The 15,658-nt window shown below is 68.4% G+C and carries 15 protein-coding genes; 6 read left to right on the top strand and 9 right to left on the bottom strand.

The features are described 5' to 3' along the window. Nucleotides 1–200: 200 nt before the first annotated feature. Both CFB39_RS14440 and CFB39_RS14435 read right to left on the bottom strand, forming a co-directional pair. Nucleotides 201–866: a hypothetical protein gene (locus CFB39_RS14440; protein ID WP_089473452.1), complete on the bottom strand. Its 666-nt coding sequence runs from the start codon at nt 864–866 to the stop codon at nt 201–203. Next, nucleotides 863–2,269, bottom strand: a complete 1,407-nt coding sequence (locus CFB39_RS14435; RefSeq protein ID WP_089426189.1) for a selenium-binding protein SBP56-related protein — start codon at nt 2,267–2,269, stop codon at nt 863–865. Before CFB39_RS14435 ends, CFB39_RS14440 begins: the two co-directional genes overlap by 4 nt. Before the next feature lie 580 nt (nt 2,270–2,849). Here CFB39_RS14435 and msrA point away from each other — a divergent pair. Beyond that, on the top strand, nt 2,850–3,410 hold the full coding sequence (msrA, locus tag CFB39_RS14425) for a peptide-methionine (S)-S-oxide reductase MsrA (protein ID WP_089473451.1): 561 nt from the start codon (nt 2,850–2,852) through the stop codon (nt 3,408–3,410). A gap of 53 nt (nt 3,411–3,463) precedes the next feature. Here the strand turns inward: msrA and CFB39_RS14420 are convergent, their stop codons facing one another. From CFB39_RS14420 to pdxH, 3 genes are all read right to left on the bottom strand, one after another. Further along, nucleotides 3,464–4,759, bottom strand: coding sequence for a DUF72 domain-containing protein (locus CFB39_RS14420; RefSeq protein WP_089473450.1), 1,296 nt, complete (start codon nt 4,757–4,759; stop codon nt 3,464–3,466). Between the two features lie 23 nt (nt 4,760–4,782). Continuing rightward, nucleotides 4,783–6,003: a cyclopropane-fatty-acyl-phospholipid synthase family protein gene (locus tag CFB39_RS14415; RefSeq protein ID WP_089431619.1), complete on the bottom strand. Its 1,221-nt coding sequence runs from the start codon at nt 6,001–6,003 to the stop codon at nt 4,783–4,785. Nucleotides 6,004–6,124: 121 nt separating this feature from the next. Then, nucleotides 6,125–6,769, bottom strand: a complete 645-nt coding sequence (gene pdxH, locus CFB39_RS14410; RefSeq protein ID WP_089473449.1) for a pyridoxamine 5'-phosphate oxidase — start codon at nt 6,767–6,769, stop codon at nt 6,125–6,127. A 128-nt stretch (nt 6,770–6,897) separates the two neighbouring features. Between pdxH and tcdA the strand changes: the two genes are divergently transcribed. After that, nucleotides 6,898–7,755 carry a tRNA cyclic N6-threonylcarbamoyladenosine(37) synthase TcdA gene (tcdA, locus tag CFB39_RS14405; protein WP_089473448.1) on the top strand — a complete coding sequence of 286 codons (858 nt, stop codon included), beginning with the start codon at nt 6,898–6,900 and terminating at the stop codon, nt 7,753–7,755. Nucleotides 7,756–7,868: 113 nt separating this feature from the next. On the opposite strand, the gene trxA is transcribed toward tcdA, so the two are convergent. Both trxA and CFB39_RS14395 read right to left on the bottom strand, forming a co-directional pair. Then, entirely contained in the window at nt 7,869–8,717 is an 849-nt protein-coding gene (gene trxA / locus CFB39_RS14400; RefSeq protein WP_069248701.1) for a thioredoxin, read from the bottom strand. Nucleotides 8,718–8,769: 52 nt separating this feature from the next. Continuing rightward, nucleotides 8,770–9,651, bottom strand: coding sequence for a pirin family protein (locus CFB39_RS14395; protein ID WP_089473447.1), 882 nt, complete (start codon nt 9,649–9,651; stop codon nt 8,770–8,772). 246 nt (nt 9,652–9,897) lie between these two features. On the opposite strand from CFB39_RS14395, the gene CFB39_RS14390 reads away from it, so the two are divergent. Continuing rightward, a complete protein-coding gene (locus CFB39_RS14390) occupies nt 9,898–10,776 on the top strand; it encodes an EamA family transporter (RefSeq protein ID WP_179254846.1) in 879 nt (292 codons plus the stop codon). A gap of 45 nt (nt 10,777–10,821) precedes the next feature. Here CFB39_RS14390 and CFB39_RS14385 read toward each other — a convergent pair whose 3' ends face one another. Beyond that, entirely contained in the window at nt 10,822–12,342 is a 1,521-nt protein-coding gene (locus CFB39_RS14385) for an N-acetylmuramoyl-L-alanine amidase (protein ID WP_089473446.1), read from the bottom strand. Continuing rightward, nucleotides 12,324–12,878: a tRNA (adenosine(37)-N6)-threonylcarbamoyltransferase complex ATPase subunit type 1 TsaE gene (gene tsaE, locus CFB39_RS14380; protein ID WP_089426181.1), complete on the bottom strand. Its 555-nt coding sequence runs from the start codon at nt 12,876–12,878 to the stop codon at nt 12,324–12,326. Before tsaE ends, CFB39_RS14385 begins: the two co-directional genes overlap by 19 nt. Nucleotides 12,879–12,895: 17 nt before the next feature. On the opposite strand from tsaE, the gene queG reads away from it, so the two are divergent. The 3 genes from queG to xerD all read left to right on the top strand — a co-directional run bounded on the left by queG (nt 12,896) and on the right by xerD (nt 15,613). Continuing rightward, entirely contained in the window at nt 12,896–14,131 is a 1,236-nt protein-coding gene (queG, locus tag CFB39_RS14375) for a tRNA epoxyqueuosine(34) reductase QueG (RefSeq protein ID WP_089473445.1), read from the top strand. A gap of 64 nt (nt 14,132–14,195) precedes the next feature. After that, nucleotides 14,196–14,663 (top strand): methylated-DNA--[protein]-cysteine S-methyltransferase, encoded by a 468-nt coding sequence (locus tag CFB39_RS14370; protein ID WP_089426179.1) that lies wholly within the window; start codon nt 14,196–14,198, stop codon nt 14,661–14,663. Next, nucleotides 14,663–15,613: a site-specific tyrosine recombinase XerD gene (xerD, locus tag CFB39_RS14365; protein ID WP_089473444.1), complete on the top strand. Its 951-nt coding sequence runs from the start codon at nt 14,663–14,665 to the stop codon at nt 15,611–15,613. The genes CFB39_RS14370 and xerD overlap by 1 nt, the downstream gene beginning before the upstream one ends. Nucleotides 15,614–15,658 lie beyond the last annotated feature (45 nt).

Raw genomic sequence — 15,658 nt, 5'->3', positions numbered from 1 at the left:
CCGATTTTAGCGGAATCGGGGCCGCCGGGCCCGGCCGGACGGTGCATTGCGGGGGCAGGGTGACGTAGCGAACACTGCGGCGCGCGGCCGGATGCGCGATGGCACGCTGCCGGCACGGCCGTTCCGTCGCGTTTTTTGTGCGGGGCCGCCGTGCCGCCCGGCACCCGTGCTCGACATCGGCCGCAGGTCCCTCCGCCCTATCACGCCGCCGCCGCCAGCCCCAGCGACAACGCGCCCGTCACGATCAGGCTCGACGCCCACACCGCGTCGAGATTGAACCAGCTTCGCGATACGAACTTCAGCCCGAGATAGCGGTACACGAGCCACGCGAGCCCGCCGCCGGCGCCAATCATCGCGATGGCATGCACGGCCGCGACGACGAGCGCCATTCCGAGATGCGCATCGACGAGCGTGGCCGCCGCACGGTGGCCGGCGTCCTGGTCGAGCCCGCACAGCCCGAGGTAGATCGGCACCAGCATCAGCCCCGCGCCATGCGCGATCGCGACCGCGAACGACCACAAGCCGAGCCGCGCGGGCGGAATCCGCGCAAGCGCCCGCGGATGCCGGCGCCGGATCAGCAGCACGGCGCCGAAGCCGATCACGAGCGCGCTCGCGCCGATCCGGATCGCCGTTTGCCACGCGAGCAGCGCGGCGAGCAGCCCGAACGGCAGCATCACCGCGAACACGGCGAGCGCATGGCCGAGCGCGAGATAGCCGAGCGCCGCGACGAGCGCGCCGCCGCGGCGCGTCATCAGCGCGTTCGACACCGCGAGCGGCCAGCCCATCGCGGGGTTGAGCCCGTGATACACCCCGCTCGCGAGCACGGCCGCCCACAGCGCGAACGGGGCGTGAAAGCCGGCGTTCAACGCTTGACCGACGGATAGCAGAACGAGTCGGTCGAGCAGTCGCCGCCTTCGAGCCGGATCTGGTGCGCGCGATAGCCGTCGGGGAACTCGACCCAGTAATCGTCGGCGAGCGTCAGCCCGCCTTCCGGCCCCACGTGCGCGAGCACCTGCGCGCCCGGCACGCCGTCCGGATAGAACTGGTCGTCCCACGTCGAATAGAGCGAGTTGGTCCAGTACACGCGCTTCCCGTCGCGGCTGATCTCGACCATCTGCGGGCCGCCCGCGAACGTGCGGCCGTTCGAGTGCGGCGCGCGGCGCGCGATGCCGCCGATCCGGACCGACCCCGCGAGCACCGGGTTGTGCGGGTCCGACACGTCGTACTGGCGCATCTCGCCGGTGCCCCAGCACGACACGTAGAGGAACCGGTCGTCGAGCGAAAGGTCGATGTCGGTCACGAGCGGCGGCACCGCGCCGAATCCCTTGAGCAGCGGCGGCAGTTCGTCGGCCGCGGCCGGCTCGGCCGGGATCGTCGCGGTTTTCTTCACATGGAACTTGCCGCCTTCGCGCCACCAGGTCCAGATCGAGCCTTCGAGATTCGTCGTGTCGACCACGACGCCGACGAACCCGTATTCGCGCGCCGGGTCGTGCGCGGGCCGCACCTCGAGCGCCATCTGGTGCTGCGCGCCGAGATCGATCGTCTGCACGTTGCGCCGCGCGCGCAGGTCCCAGAAATGCAGCCGGTGCCCGTATTTGTTCGCGAGCAGGTCCTCCGGCACGATCCCGTTCTCGAATTGCGGCGGCAGCGCCCATTCGCTCGACACCATGTAGTCGCGCGGCAGGTTCCACCAGAAGTCGTAATGCTTGTCCTGCGGGCCGCGATCGATCTCCCAGCGGCCGAGCACGTCGAAGGTTTCGCAATCCATGATGAAGATGCCGGGCGCGCCGTCGGTGCCGTCCTTGCCCGCGCCGCCGAGCGTGCTCACGTAGATGCCCTCGGGCCCGCAGTGCACGGTGTGCGGCCGTGAATAGCCGGTCTTCGAGAAGATCTCGTCGGGCTCGATGATCTTGTGGATGCGCGCCTGCGTCGGATGCGGCTTCGTGTCGATCACGTAGATGCGCGACGAGCGCAGGCCGGGGATGATCAGGAAGCGGCGTTCGAGGAACGCATGCCCGGTCAGCGGCGACAGCGACGACGAACACGCATTCCAGCCGAAGTGGTGAAACTCGTCGCCGGTGTTCGGCATCGTCACCGTGTGCACGATTTTTCCGTAGGTCGACGAGCCAGGCTTGACGTCGATCACGGCGAGCGCGTCGGGTCTGGAAAAATCGGGGCTCAGCAACAACGTATAGGCAAACTCCTCCGCCGGTGCCTGCATCGCAAGCTCGGGTGAAGCGTGAAACGTCGGGTCAGGCCGCATGCTCATGGTGATGCCCTCTCGATGGTGTCGGATCGGGGTCGCACGGCCGTTCGTTGCGGGCGTGCGAGTCGGGGTTGCCGCACGGCGCGCATCACGCCGGCGGGAGCGATCGGCAGGCGGACGCACGCGTCGATGAGCGTGCGACGCCGTGCATCAGATCGTGAAAGCGGAAAGAAGCGGTGTGCCGGATCGCCGCGCGCGGAGCGAGACGGATGCATGGCAAGGAGGTGATGCAATCGAAGCCGCGGCCCGCGACGCGGCGACGGCCGGACGCGTGACGCGGGTGAGGTCTGTTAAGGCATGCATAGCGAAGTTCCGGCAGATGATGTTTGCATCAGGGTCGGGCATGCATCGGGCACGTTACGCGAGCCAGCGGGTTTGCCGCCGCGCTCGTGCGTGCCTAAGTGTAGTCGAGAAAACGGGCGGCTGGTCGCGCGCGACACCCGTGCAATCTGTCAGGTTCGCGCGCGAGTGAGATACTTGCCGACGTGCCGTTGCGACCCGCATGCGGGTGGGCAGCGGCGAGACGGAACGGTGGCGCCGGCGCATGCGTGCCGGCTGCCGACATCAACGAGGGACTGATTTCATGGTGAACGAGATGCTTGAAACCGCGACATTGGGAGGCGGGTGTTTCTGGTGCACGGAGGCGGTGTTTCTCGACGTCGACGGCGTGACGGCCGTCCAGTCGGGCTATGCGGGCGGCCATACGCGCAATCCCGGCTATCGCGACATCTGCGAAGGCGATACGGGCCACGCGGAAGTCGTCAACGTGACGTTCGATCCGGCGCGCATCGGCTATCGCGAAATCCTCGAGATCTTCTTTGCAACGCACGATCCGACCCAGCTGAACCGGCAGGGCAACGACGTCGGTACGCAGTACCGTTCGGTCGTGTTCACCCATTCGGACGCGCAGCGCGACACGGCGCTCGACGTGATCCGCGAGCTGGAGCGCGAGCAGGTGTTCGGGCAGCCGATCGTCACGCAGGTCGTGCCGCTCGACGGCAACTACTGGCCGGCCGAGGATTATCACCAGAACTATTACGCGCGCAACCCGGGGCAGGGCTACTGCTCGGTCGTGATCGGGCCGAAGCTCGCGAAATTCCGGAAGAAGTTCTCGCACCGTCTGAAGTCGCTGCGCGGCGCGTAAGCGTCGTGACCGCGGCCGGCGCAAGCCGGTATCAAGCCGGTATCAAGCCGGTATCAAGCCGCCTCGTTGCGCCACTGCGCGCACGCGGCGGCGATCTCGCGCGCAAGCGCGATGCACGACAGCGGCGCGGAGCCTTCCGCCTTGTTGTTGATCGTGATGATTACCGGCTGCCCGGCCAGCGCATAGCGCGCAGCCAGTTCGGCGAGCGCCGAGCGCGTGGCCGGATCCTCGTCGACGAGCTTGTCGAACGGCTCGTACTTCGCTTTCGCCTGTTCGTACTTGAAGCCGCCGTGCAGGCTCCAGCGCACGATCAGCGGGCCCGGCGCGTCGCCGTCGAGCAGCGCGAGCGCGGCTGCCTGGCGCAGCGGGTCGGGCATCCGCGCGTGCAGGCCGACGCAGTAGCGCACGCCGAGCGCGGCGAGCGCGCGGATGAAGCGCGGCGTGAGCAGGCTCGCGTCGCGAATCTCGATCGCGTAGCGGGTGCCGTCGGCTTCCGCCGGCAGCGGCGGCAACGCCGCGAAGAACGCGGCCAGCCGGTCGATCAGTTCGGCCGGCCGGGCAAGCATCTGGTCGGGCAACGGCGAGAACTGGAACACGAGCACGCCGGCTTTCCGGCCGAGCCCTTCGACGCACGGCTGCACGAATTCGCGGGTCGCGAGATCCGCGTCGAGGAAAGTCGGGTTCGGTCCCGACGGTTCGCCGCGCCGGCCGCGGATCACCGCATCGGTCACGGAAGCCGGCGCCTTCACGACGAAGCGGAAATCGTCGGGCACCTGCTGCGCATAGCGCAGGTAGTCGGCCACCGATAGCGGGCCATAGAACGACCGGTCGAGGCTCACGCTCTTCAGCAGCGGATGCGCACCGTACGCTTCGAGCCCTTCGCGCGACAGCTTGGTCTGCGCGAAATCGCCGTCGTAGACGATGCCGTCCCAGCCGGGGAAGTACCACGACGACGTGCCGAGCCGGACGTTCGGCGGCAGGCCGGCCGCCGCATCGGCCACATCCGGTGTGATCGGCGCGGGCAGCACGCCGCGCCGGCGCCGGCCCTTCTTCGGCGGCTCGGCTGGCAGGGACGGTTCGTCCCACAGCAGGCCGGAAGCGGCGGGCGGTGTTTCGTCTGAAGAACGGGGGTGGGTGCGGGGGCGCGGTGCCGGTTGAGCGTCGTCAGGCGCGCCCGGGTTCACGTGTTCGTCGGTGTCGGCGGGCGGGCCATCGTTCTCGGGCGACGCGCGTGCAGCGTCGGCCGGCACGCCGAACAGGTCGAATTGCCCGTCGGCGTGCGGCGTGTTCGCGTCGTCGTGCTGCTGTCGTTCCGGCGGCGCCTTGCGCCGCGTCCTGCCGTCACCCATGCATGCCCAGCGTGAAGCGCCGCCTAGCGCGGCAGCGCGTGTTCGTACATATAGCGCCGCGACCACGGCAGCGTCTTCGCGCTCTGCCCGGCCTTGCGGCACACGATCTGGAAGATCGACACGTCGTCGTGCTCGAACGCATACGCGCAGCCGGCGAGATACACGCGCCAGATGCGGAATTTTTCGTCGTCGACGAGTTGTCGCGCGGCGTCGGCCTTCGCCTCGAAGTTTTCCGTCCAGATATCGAGCGTGCGGGCATAGTGCCGGCGCAGGCTTTCGACGTCAATCGCTTCGAGCCCGCCGCGCTGCGCGGCTTCCAGCGCGAGGCTGATGTGCGGCAGCTCGCCGTCCGGGAACACGTAGCGATCGATGAACTCGCCGCCGCCGAGTGCCGTCTCGCCGCTTTCCGCGTCGGTCGACGTGATCCCGTGGTTCATTGCGATGCCGTCGTCGGCAAGCAGGTCATGGATTCGCGAGAAATAGAGCGGCAGGTTCTTGCGCCCGACGTGCTCGAACATCCCGACGCTCGTGATGCGATCGAATTGCCCGTCGATCTCGCGGTAGTCCTGCAGCCGGATCTCGATTTTGTCTTCCAGCCCGGCGGCCTTCACGCGCGCGGTCGCGAGGTCGAACTGGTTCTGCGACAGCGTGACGCCGAGGCACTGCGCGCCGAACTTCTGCGCGGCGCGCAGCACGAGCGCACCCCAGCCGCAGCCGATGTCGAGCAGCCGCTGGCCGGGCTGAAGCCGGATCTTGGTGAGGATATGGTCGATCTTCTTGATCTGCGCGGTGGCGAGATCCTCGTCGCCGTTCTCGAAGTATGCGCACGAGTACACCATGTTCTCGTCGAGCCACAGCTGGTAGAACTCGTTCGAGACGTCGTAGTGATACTGGATCGCCTTCTTGTCGGTGCTCTTCGAGTGATTGAAGTAGCGCTTCACGCGCGCCAGCTTGCTCGCGCTCGTGACCGTGCTGCGCGCGAGCGAGTAGCCGATGTTGATGATGTCCGACAGCTTGCCTTCGATGTCGATCTTGCCCTTCACGTACGCCTCGCCGAGATTGTCGAGGCTCGGTTCGAGCAGGAGCGGCAACGCCGACGCGCTGTTGACCTTCAGCGTGACCTGCGGCGCGCTGAAGGTGCCGAAATCGAGTTGATCGCCGTTCCACAGCACGAGGCGCGCCGGTATGTTCGCTTTCGCCCGTACTTCGTCCGCCCACTGTGCCAGCTTCTTTTCCCAGAACATTTGGATTCTCCGTTTGTTCGTTGAATCGAATACAGCCAAGTATCTTGACCGGCGCCCGCCGCTTGCGAGGCGGGCGCCCGAATGCAACACGAGACACGACCGGCGTGCGCCGGCGCAGCGCTTACGGCGACAGGCGCGAAATCGACCAGCCCGTCGACGTGCCGGCGTCGCGCGTGTAGAGCAGGCGGTCGTGCAGCCGCGACGGGCGGCCCTGCCAGAACTCGATCGAGTCGGGCACGAGGCGGTAGCCGCCCCAGTGCGGCGGGCGCGGCGGGTTGTCGCCGTAGCGTTCGCTGATGGCCTTTTCCTGCGCTTCGAGCGTCGCGCGGCTGTCGATCACCGCACTCTGTTGCGACGCCCATGCGCCGATGCGCGAGCCGAGCGGGCGCGACGCGAAATAGCGGTCACTTTCTTCTGCGCTGGTTTTCTCGATCCGGCCTTCGATGCGCACCTGGCGCTCGAGCTCGATCCAGTAGAACAGCAGCGCGGCCTCTGGGTGCGCGGCGAGATCGCGCCCCTTGCGGCTTTCGTAATTGGTGAAGAAGACGAACCCGCGTTCGTCGACGCCCTTGATGAGCACGATGCGTGCCGACGGCCGGCCGTCGGCGCCGACGGTCGCGAGCGTCATCGTGTTCGGCTCGGGCAACTTGGCGGCGAGCGCCTCCTTGAACCAGCGGTCGAACTGGGCGAAGGGGTCGTGGGCGACGTCGGCCTCGTCGAGCGAAGCACGTGAGTAATTGATGCGGAGATCGGCGAGAGTCGTCATGTTATGCAAACGCTTCAATCTGGAACCATTGTAGCCAACGCGCAAGAAACGTGCGTGCACAGTGGCGCGTGCGAGCGGGGAGTTCAGGCAAAATAGAGGGCTGCACGACTTACGTTTTCCTTGCTGCCATGTCCGTCGCCGACGCTGCCCCGCCCAGTTCCTCTGATCTTACCCCGACCCCGGAAATCCAGCTTGACGTGGATCGCGCGCGGCGTTTCGGCGGTGTTGCGCGCCTGTACGGCGCGCCGGCCGCCGCCGCGTTCGAGCGCGCGCACGTCGCGGTGATCGGGATCGGCGGCGTCGGCTCGTGGGTGGCCGAGGCGCTCGCGCGCAACGCGGTCGGCACGCTGACGCTGATCGATCTCGACAACGTCGCCGAAAGCAATACGAACCGGCAGATCCACGCGCTCGACGGCAATTACGGCAAGCCGAAAGTCGACGCGATGGCCGAGCGGATCGCGCTGATCGATCCCGCGTGCCGCGTGAACCGGATCGAGGATTTCGTCGAGCCCGACAACTTCGACGCGCTGCTCGGCGGCGGCTTCGACTACGTGATCGACGCGATCGACAGCGTGCGCACGAAGGTTGCGCTGATCGCGTGGTGCGTCGCGAAGCGCCAGCCGCTCGTGGTGGTCGGCGGCGCGGGCGGCCAGCTCGACCCGACGCGCATCCGGATCGACGATCTCGCGCTGACGATCCAGGATCCGCTGCTGTCGAAGGTGCGCGCGCAGTTGCGCAAGCAGCACGGCTTTCCGCGCGGGCCGAAGGCACGTTTCAAGGTCAGCGCCGTGTATTCGGACGAGCCGCTGATCTATCCGGAAGCTGCCGTCTGCGACCTCGAGGACGGCGCCGAGCCGTCCGCGGCCGCGCACGTCGCGGGGCTCAACTGTGCAGGGTTCGGTTCGAGCGTGTGCGTGACCGCGAGTTTCGGCTTCGCGGCCGCCGCGCATGCGCTGCGCGCGATCGCGGCGCAGGCCGCCGGCTGAGCCGCTGCGAATCGCGGTCGTCGAGGCATGGCGGCGCGTGACGCGCGCCGTCGGCCGTCAAGCGGGGCGACCCCGCAGCCGGGCCGTTGCGGCCCGGCCGGTCATCCATCCGTTCAGTTGAGCGCCATGCTCAGCCTGCGCCGCCACCCGGCGACGAGGTCCGGGCGATCGCCGGCTAGCTCGAACACCGAGATCAGCGTGCGGCGGCCGAGATCGTCGCCGTACGCGCGGTCGCGCGTGACGATTTCCAGCAACTGCTCCACCGCCCCTTCGTACGCGCGCCGCGCGATCAGGCTCTGCGCGAGGTCGAAGCGCGCGTCGAGGTCGGCCGGGTTCGCCGCGATGCGCGCTTCGAGCGCGTCGGTCGGCGGCAGGTCGGCTGTCGCGTCGAGCGCGTCGAAACGGGTCTTGATCGCCTGGTAGCGCGGATCGCCGTTCTGCACGGTCTGCGGCGACAGGCGTTCGGTCTCGGCGCGTGCGGCGTCGACCTGGTTGTTCGCGAGCAGCAGTTCGATCAGATCGAGGCGGGCGTCGTCGAAGCCCGGGTTCAGCGCGAGCGCCGCCTCGAGGTGCGTGAGCGCGTCGTCGTAGCGCGCCTCGGCCATCGCATATTGCGCGGCACGCCGTTCGGCTTCCTCGGGCGCCGGCAGCAGCCGGTCGAGGAAGGCACGCAGCTGGCCTTCGGGCAGCACGCCGACGAACTGGTCGACCGGGCGCCCGTCGGCGAACGCGATCACGTGCGGGATGCTGCGCGTCTGGAAGTGCGCGGCGAGTTCCTGGTTCTCGTCGACGTTGACCTTCACGAGCTTCCAGCGGCCTTCATAGTCGCCTTCGAGCTTTTCCAGCAGCGGGCCGAGCGTCTTGCAGGGGCCGCACCACGGCGCCCAGAAGTCGACCAGCACGGGTGCGTCCAGCGACGCCTCGATGACGTCTTTCTCGAATGTGGCAAGCGTGGTGTCCATGTCGTTCTCTTCCGTTCGAATGTCGTCAGGATGGGGGCGGCGCGCCCCTTTTTCAACGCGGCTTCGACTCGGGCAGCGGAATCCACTCCGTCTCGCCCGGCACCTTGCCCATTTCCTGGCGCGTCCACGCTTCTTTCGCGCGCTCGATCGCCTCGCGGCTGCTGGCGACGAAATTCCATTCGATGAAGCGCTCGCCGTCGATCTTGTCGCCCCCGAGCAGCATCGCACGCGCGCCGCTGCCGCTCGTCAGCGTGACCGCGGCGCCGGGCGTGAGCACGGCCATCTGCTCGGCCGGCACCGGCGTGCCGTCGATCGCGAGCTCGCCGTCGACCACGTAGACCGCGCGCTCCTCGTGCGACGCGTCGAGTGCGAGACGGCCGCCGGCCGCGAATTCGGCCGCGACGTACAGCGTGCGCGAGAACGTCGTGACCGGCGAGCGCAGCCCGAACGCATCGCCGGCGATCACCGTCAGCGCGACGCCGTCCTCGTTGCGCTTCGGCAGCGTGTCGGCCGCATGGTGCTCGAACGACGGCTCGGTCGTCTCGTGCGCGCGCGGCAGCGCGACCCAGGTCTGGATCCCGTGCACGGTGTGGCCGTGTTCGCGCTGCGCGTCGGGCGTGCGTTCGGAGTGGACGATCCCGCGGCCGGCCGTCATCCAGTTCACGTCGCCCGGCACGATCTCCTGCAGCGAGCCGAGGCTGTCGCGGTGCAGGATCGCGCCGTCGAACAGGTAGGTGACGGTGGCGAGGCCGATATGCGGATGCGGGCGTACGTCGAGGCCCGTGCCGGGCGGCAGCGCGGCGGGCCCCATGTGATCGAAGAAGATGAACGGGCCGACGAGGCGGGCGGCGAGCGCGGGCAGCGTGCGGCGCACCTGCAGGTTGCCGATGTCGCGCACGTGCGGCTTCAGCAGGGCTTTGATCGGAGCGGTCATGGCGGATCCTGTGGGGCGGCGGGGGATGCCGGTCATTGTACTGGCCGTCCGCCGCCGATTCCATGCGCGCCGCGCGGGTATCGGGCCGGGGCTGAAACCCGGTAGACTGACCGGCTTCCCAGAGGAAAACACCGGGCCGCGCCGGGCTTTCCGCCTCGAAGGCAGTCCTCTCGGGGCACCCGGCGCAAAGCGACAGGGCCTGAGCGCACCGTGCACGACCATTCGACAATCGAGGAGACGCCGATGATGGCCCCGAAGGACTTGCTGCTTGCGCTGGTCGTGATCCTGGCGTGGGGCGTGAACTTCGTCGTGATCAAGGTCGGCCTGCACGGCATGCCGCCGATGCTGCTCGGCGCGCTGCGTTTCACGCTCGCGGCCGTGCCCGCGGTGTTCTTCGTGCGCCGGCCGCAGATTCCATGGCGCCTGCTGGTGCTGTACGGCGCGACGATCCAGCTCGGCCAGTTCGTGTTCCTGTTCACCGGCATGTACGTCGGCATGCCGGCCGGCCTCGCGTCGCTCGTGCTGCAGTCGCAGGCATTCTTCACGCTCGTGTTCGCGATGCTGTTCCTCGGCGAGCGGCTGCGCGTGCAGAACCTGCTCGGGCTCGCGATCGCCGCGGGCGGGCTCGTCGTGATCGCGGCGCAGGGCGGCCGCGCGATGACGCTCGCGGGCTTCCTGCTGACGATCTGCTCGGCCGCGATGTGGGCGTTCGGCAACATCGTCACGAAGAAGGTCGGCCGTGCGAACCTCGTGTCGCTCGTCGTGTGGGCCAGCCTCGTGCCGCCCGTGCCGTTCTTCCTGCTGTCGCTGTGGTTCGAAGGGCCGCAGCGGATCGCGACCGCGCTCGCCGGGCTGAACGGTGCGTCGATCTTCGCGGTCGTCTATCTCGCGTTCGTCGCGACGCTGCTCGGCTACGGACTGTGGAGCCGCCTGCTGTCGCGCTATCCGGCCGCGCAGGTCGCGCAGTTCTCGCTGCTGGTGCCGATCGTGGGCCTCGCGTCGTCGGCGCTGCTGCTCGACGAGCATCTGACGCGCACGCAGCTGATCGGCACGGCGCTCGTGATGGGCGGGCTCGCGGTGAACGTGTTCGGCGGGAAACTGATGCGCCGCTTCGCGGCGTCGTGACGCGCCGGCACGCACTGCGTGCCGGCGGCGCGGAAGCGATGGCGCTCAGGCCATCCGGCTCTTCGCGAGCGGCGGATTCGCGGCGAAATAGCGCTTGATGCCGCGGAAGATCGCGTCGGCCATCTGGTCGCGATAGCCGTCGTCGTTCAGCCGGCTCTCTTCTTCCGGGTTGCTGATGAAGGCCGTCTCGACGAGGATCGACGGAATGTCGGGCGCCTTCAGCACCGCGAACCCGGCCTGCTCGACCGAGCCCTTGTGCAGCTTGTTGATGCCGCCCACTTCCTTCAGCACGTAGTTGCCGTAGCGCAGCGAATCGCGGATCTGCGCGGTCGTCGACATGTCGAACAGCGCGCGGTTCACGGCCGCATCCGCCGTCTTGATGTTGATGCCGCCGATCAGGTCGGACGAGTTCTCCTTGTTCGCCATCCAGCGCGCCGCGGCGCTCGTCGCGCCGTGGTCGGACAGCGCGAACACCGACGAGCCGCGCGCGGACGGCGTCGTGAATGCATCGGCGTGGATCGACACGAACAGGTCGGCGCCCACGCGGCGCGCTTTCTGCACGCGCACGTTCAGCGGCACGAAGAAGTCGGCGTCGCGCGTCATCATCGCGCGCATGTTCGGCGCGCCGTCGATCTTCGCGCGCAGCTTCTTCGCGATGTCGAGCGCGATGTGCTTCTCGTACGTGCCGCCGCCGCCGATCGCGCCCGGATCCTCGCCGCCGTGGCCCGGATCGATCGCCACCGTCAGCAGGCGAACGGTGCTGCCCTTGCCGGATTTCGGCGCGGTGAACTTGTAGGTGTCGCCATCGTCGTCGCTGTCGTCGCGGCGTGCGATGACGGGCGGCGGCTTGACGGCCGGCTTCGCGGGCGTCGAAGGCGTGGCGGGCGGCGTGTGCGGCGTGGCCGGCGTGTTCTGCGCGAAGCGCTGGAAGAACGCGTCGCTGTTGTCACCCGCGGCGGGCGGCGGGGTACCCGGGCCGGCCAGCGTGGTCGGCGGCTGCATCTGCTGCGCGCGCGCGGTGTCGTTGAGCGCCTGCTCCTTGCGTTCCGTCTGCGCGATCAGGTCGGACAGCGGATCCGGCGCGACGGCCGGATACAGGTCGAACACGAGCCGGTACTTGTAGGTGCCGACCGGCGGCAGCGTGAACACCTGCGGCTTCACCGAACCTTTCAGGTCGAACACCATCCGCACGACGTGCGGCTGATACTGGCCGACACGCACCGACTGGATCTGCGGATCGTTCGGCGCGATCTTCGACACGAGGTCGCGCAGCGCCTGGTCGAGATCGAGGCCGGTCAGGTCGACGACGAGACGGTCGGGACCCTGCAGCAGCTGTTGGCTATTCTGCAGCGGCTGGTCGGATTCGATCGTGACGCGCGTGTAATCGCGTGCGGGCCACACACGCACGCCGAGCACCGACGACGCGCGCGCGAGCCGCGGTGCGACGAGACCGAGCACCAGCGTCGACGCGCCCGCGCACAGGATCTGGCGGCGCCGCCAGTTGTGCGTCGCGGTGGCCGCCGATTCGATCGAGCGGAACGGTTTGATCAACATCTTTCGAGACATGCCTTTCCTGAAGCGCTGTACGCCCGGACGGTGAGGGCGCGGCCGTCGCCGTCCACGTCGAGCGAGAAAACCAGATCGGGTACGCCGAGCAGCGTGCCTGCCTGTTGTGGCCATTCGACGAGACAGATCGCGCTGGAATTGAAATATTCGCGAAAGCCTGCGTCGGACCATTCGGCCGGATCGTTGAAACGATACAGATCGAAGTGATAGACCTCGAGTTCCCCATCGTCGCGTTCGAGCGCGTACGGCTCGACGAGCGTATAGGTCGGGCTGCGCACGCGCCCCGTGTGGCCGAGGCCACGCAGGATCGCGCGGACGAGGGACGTCTTGCCCGCGCCGAGATCGCCGACCAGCTGGATCTGCAGCCCGTCGAACGCATGCGCGCGGGCAAGCTCGGTGCGCGCCGCGTCGAGCGCGTGCGCGAAGCGGGTGCCGAAGGCCTCGGTCGCCGCTTCGTCGGCGAGCGCGATCACGCGCTCCGCGAGCGGGGCGGGCAGCATGGCGTCGTGAGGCGGATGGCTGGGCGTGGCTGGCATTCTCGTAAAATAGTGCGATGAACCGATTACCGGAACTCGCCGCATCCGACAGACCTTCGACTCGTGCCGAAGGTGCGGCACCGTGCGCGCTCGACGATGCGGCGTTGACTGCGCTCGCCGCGCGCATCAGGGCGTGGGGGCGCGAATTGGGTTTCGGGGCGATCGGCATCAGCGATACCGATCTCTCGGATGCCGAAGCAGGCCTCGCCGCCTGGCTGGAAGCCGGATACCACGGCGAAATGGATTATATGGCGAAACATGGGATGAAACGCGCGCGTCCGGCCGAACTTGTGGCCGGTACGCGACGCGTGATCTCCGCCCGGCTCGCCTATCTGCCGGCCGAAACGCTCGCCGCCGACGCGCCTGAAAGCGAGCCAGGTGCGCTCGCGCTGCACGACTGGCGTGCGCGCGAACGGGCGCGGCTCGACGATCCGCAGGCGGCCGTCGTGTCGATCTACGCACGCGGCCGCGACTATCACAAGGTGCTGCGCAACCGCCTGCAGACGCTCGCCGAGCGCATCGAGCAGGAGATCGGCGCGTTCGGCTATCGCGTGTTCACCGATTCGGCGCCCGTGCTCGAGGTCGAACTCGCGCAGAAGGCCGGCGTCGGCTGGCGCGGCAAGCACACGCTGCTGCTGCAGCGCGATGCGGGCTCGCTGTTCTTCCTCGGCGAGATCTACGTCGACGTTCCGCTGCCGACCGATGCGCACACGTCCCCCGACACCGCGCCCGAGACGCCCGGCGCGCACTGTGGCAGCTGCACGCGCTGCATCGACGCCTGCCCGACCGGCGCGATCGTCGAGCCGTACCGCGTCGACGCGCGCCGCTGCATCTCGTACCTGACGATCGAACTGAAAGGCAGCATCCCCGAGCCGCTGCGGCCGATGATCGGCAATCGCGTGTACGGTTGCGACGACTGCCAGCTCGTGTGCCCGTGGAACAAGTTCGCGCAGGCCGCGCCCGTCGCCGATTTCGACGTGCGGCACGGCCTCGATCGCGCGACACTCGTCGAGCTGTTTGCATGGGACGCGGACGCGTTCGATACGCGGATGCAGGGCAGTGCGATCCGGCGCATCGGCTACGAAAGCTGGCTGCGCAATCTCGCGGTCGGGCTCGGCAATGCGCTGCGCGCGGACGCGGGCCGGCTCACGCCGCAGGCGCGCGACGCGATCGTCGCCGCGTTGCGCGCGCGGGCCGACGACCCGTCGCCGGTCGTGCGCGAGCATGTCGAATGGGCGCTGCGTGCCGCGTGAAGGCGGCGTAAAGTGTCGTCGGCGCGCGGTGGTGCCGCGCGCATCCATCGGTCAGGAGAGGGCCATGTTCAATGCAGTCATCGACGCGCCGTTCGGCAAGGTCGGCATCCGCACGGATGCCGCGGTGGTGCGCGAGATCGTCTATCTGCCCGAATCGGTGAAGTCGGTCGATCCGGATTCGCCGCTCGCGCAGCGTGCGGTCAAGCAGATCGAACGTTATTTCGAGCGCGCGTCGGCGCGCTTCGACCTGCCGCTCGCCGAAGTCGGCAGCGCGTTCCAGCACCGCGTGTGGGACGTGATCAGCGATATTCCGCCCGGCACGGTGCTGACCTACGGCCAGGTCGCGAAGCGGATCGGCAGCGCGCCGCGCGCGGTGGGCCAGGCATGCGGCGCGAACTACTTCCCGCTCGTGATCCCGTGCCATCGCGTCGTCGCGGCGGGCGGACTCGGCGGCTTCGCGAACCACGACGACAACGGTTACTACCAGAAAGTGAAGCGCTGGCTGCTGGCGCACGAAGGCGTGCCGTACTGATGAGTGAATCGTTGATGTCCCCCGAAGTCGACGGCGATGCCGTCGAGGTGTCCCCCGCGCTGCTCGCGAGCCGCGCGTCGATCGACGTGTTTTGCGATGCGCTGTGGCTCGAGCACGGGCTGGCGCGCAACACGCTCGATGCGTACCGGCGCGATCTGGTGCTGTTTTCACAATGGCTGGCCGAGACGCACGACGCGTCGCTCGATGCGGTCGATGAAGCGATGGTGACGGGCTACATCGCCGCGCGCAGCGACGGCAAGGCGACGTCGTCGAACCGGCGGCTGTCCGTGTTCCGGCGCTATTACGGCTGGGCCGTGCGCGAGCATCGCGCGAGCGCCGACCCGACGCTGCGGATCACGTCCGCGAAGCAGGCGGCCCGGTTTCCGTCGACGTTGTCGGAGGCGCAGGTCGAGGCACTGCTCGGTGCGCCCGACATCGGCACGCCGCTCGGCCTGCGCGATCGTACGATGCTCGAGCTGATGTATGCGAGCGGGCTGCGCGTGAGCGAGCTCGTGACGTTGAAGACCGTCGAGGTCGGGCTCAACGAGGGCGTCGTGCGCGTGATGGGCAAGGGCTCGAAGGAGCGGCTCGTGCCGTTCGGCGAAGTCGCGCAAGGGTGGATCGAGCGCTACCTGCGCGAGGCGCGGCCGGCGCTGCTCGGTGCGCGCGCGGCCGACGCGCTGTTCGTGACCGCGCGCGGCGACGGGATGACGCGCCAGCAGTTCTGGAACATCATCAAGCGCCACGCACAGCACGCGGACGTGCGCGCGCACCTGTCGCCGCATACGCTGCGGCACGCGTTCGCGACGCACCTGCTGAACCATGGCGCCGACCTGCGCGTCGTGCAACTGCTGCTCGGCCACAGCGATATCTCGACCACGCAGATCTATACGCACGTTGCACGCGAGCGCTTGAAGACGCTGCATGCGCAACACCACCCGCGCGGTTAGCGCATCCGGTGCGGAGCAGGCAGTGTCACGCGCCGCGGCCGGTTC

It is taken from the genome of Burkholderia sp. AU6039 (assembly GCF_002223365.1).
Taxonomy (GTDB): Bacteria; Pseudomonadota; Gammaproteobacteria; order Burkholderiales; family Burkholderiaceae; genus Burkholderia.
This window is presented reverse-complemented; position numbering and strand designations above follow the sequence as displayed.

Coding starts and splice junctions, on each gene's coding strand:
- CFB39_RS14390 (WP_179254846.1), top strand. CDS start 9,898: ATGGCCCCGAAGGACTTGCTGCTTGCGCTGGTCGTGATCCTGGCGTGG.
- CFB39_RS14420 (WP_089473450.1), bottom strand. CDS start 4,759: ATGGGTGACGGCAGGACGCGGCGCAAGGCGCCGCCGGAACGACAGCAG.
- CFB39_RS14370 (WP_089426179.1), top strand. CDS start 14,196: ATGTTCAATGCAGTCATCGACGCGCCGTTCGGCAAGGTCGGCATCCGC.
- queG (WP_089473445.1), top strand. CDS start 12,896: ATGAACCGATTACCGGAACTCGCCGCATCCGACAGACCTTCGACTCGT.
- xerD (WP_089473444.1), top strand. CDS start 14,663: ATGAGTGAATCGTTGATGTCCCCCGAAGTCGACGGCGATGCCGTCGAG.
- msrA (WP_089473451.1), top strand. CDS start 2,850: ATGGTGAACGAGATGCTTGAAACCGCGACATTGGGAGGCGGGTGTTTC.
- trxA (WP_069248701.1), bottom strand. CDS start 8,717: ATGGACACCACGCTTGCCACATTCGAGAAAGACGTCATCGAGGCGTCG.
- tcdA (WP_089473448.1), top strand. CDS start 6,898: ATGTCCGTCGCCGACGCTGCCCCGCCCAGTTCCTCTGATCTTACCCCG.
- pdxH (WP_089473449.1), bottom strand. CDS start 6,769: ATGACGACTCTCGCCGATCTCCGCATCAATTACTCACGTGCTTCGCTC.
- CFB39_RS14385 (WP_089473446.1), bottom strand. CDS start 12,342: ATGTCTCGAAAGATGTTGATCAAACCGTTCCGCTCGATCGAATCGGCG.
- CFB39_RS14395 (WP_089473447.1), bottom strand. CDS start 9,651: ATGACCGCTCCGATCAAAGCCCTGCTGAAGCCGCACGTGCGCGACATC.
- CFB39_RS14415 (WP_089431619.1), bottom strand. CDS start 6,003: ATGTTCTGGGAAAAGAAGCTGGCACAGTGGGCGGACGAAGTACGGGCG.
- CFB39_RS14435 (WP_089426189.1), bottom strand. CDS start 2,269: ATGAGCATGCGGCCTGACCCGACGTTTCACGCTTCACCCGAGCTTGCG.
- tsaE (WP_089426181.1), bottom strand. CDS start 12,878: ATGCCAGCCACGCCCAGCCATCCGCCTCACGACGCCATGCTGCCCGCC.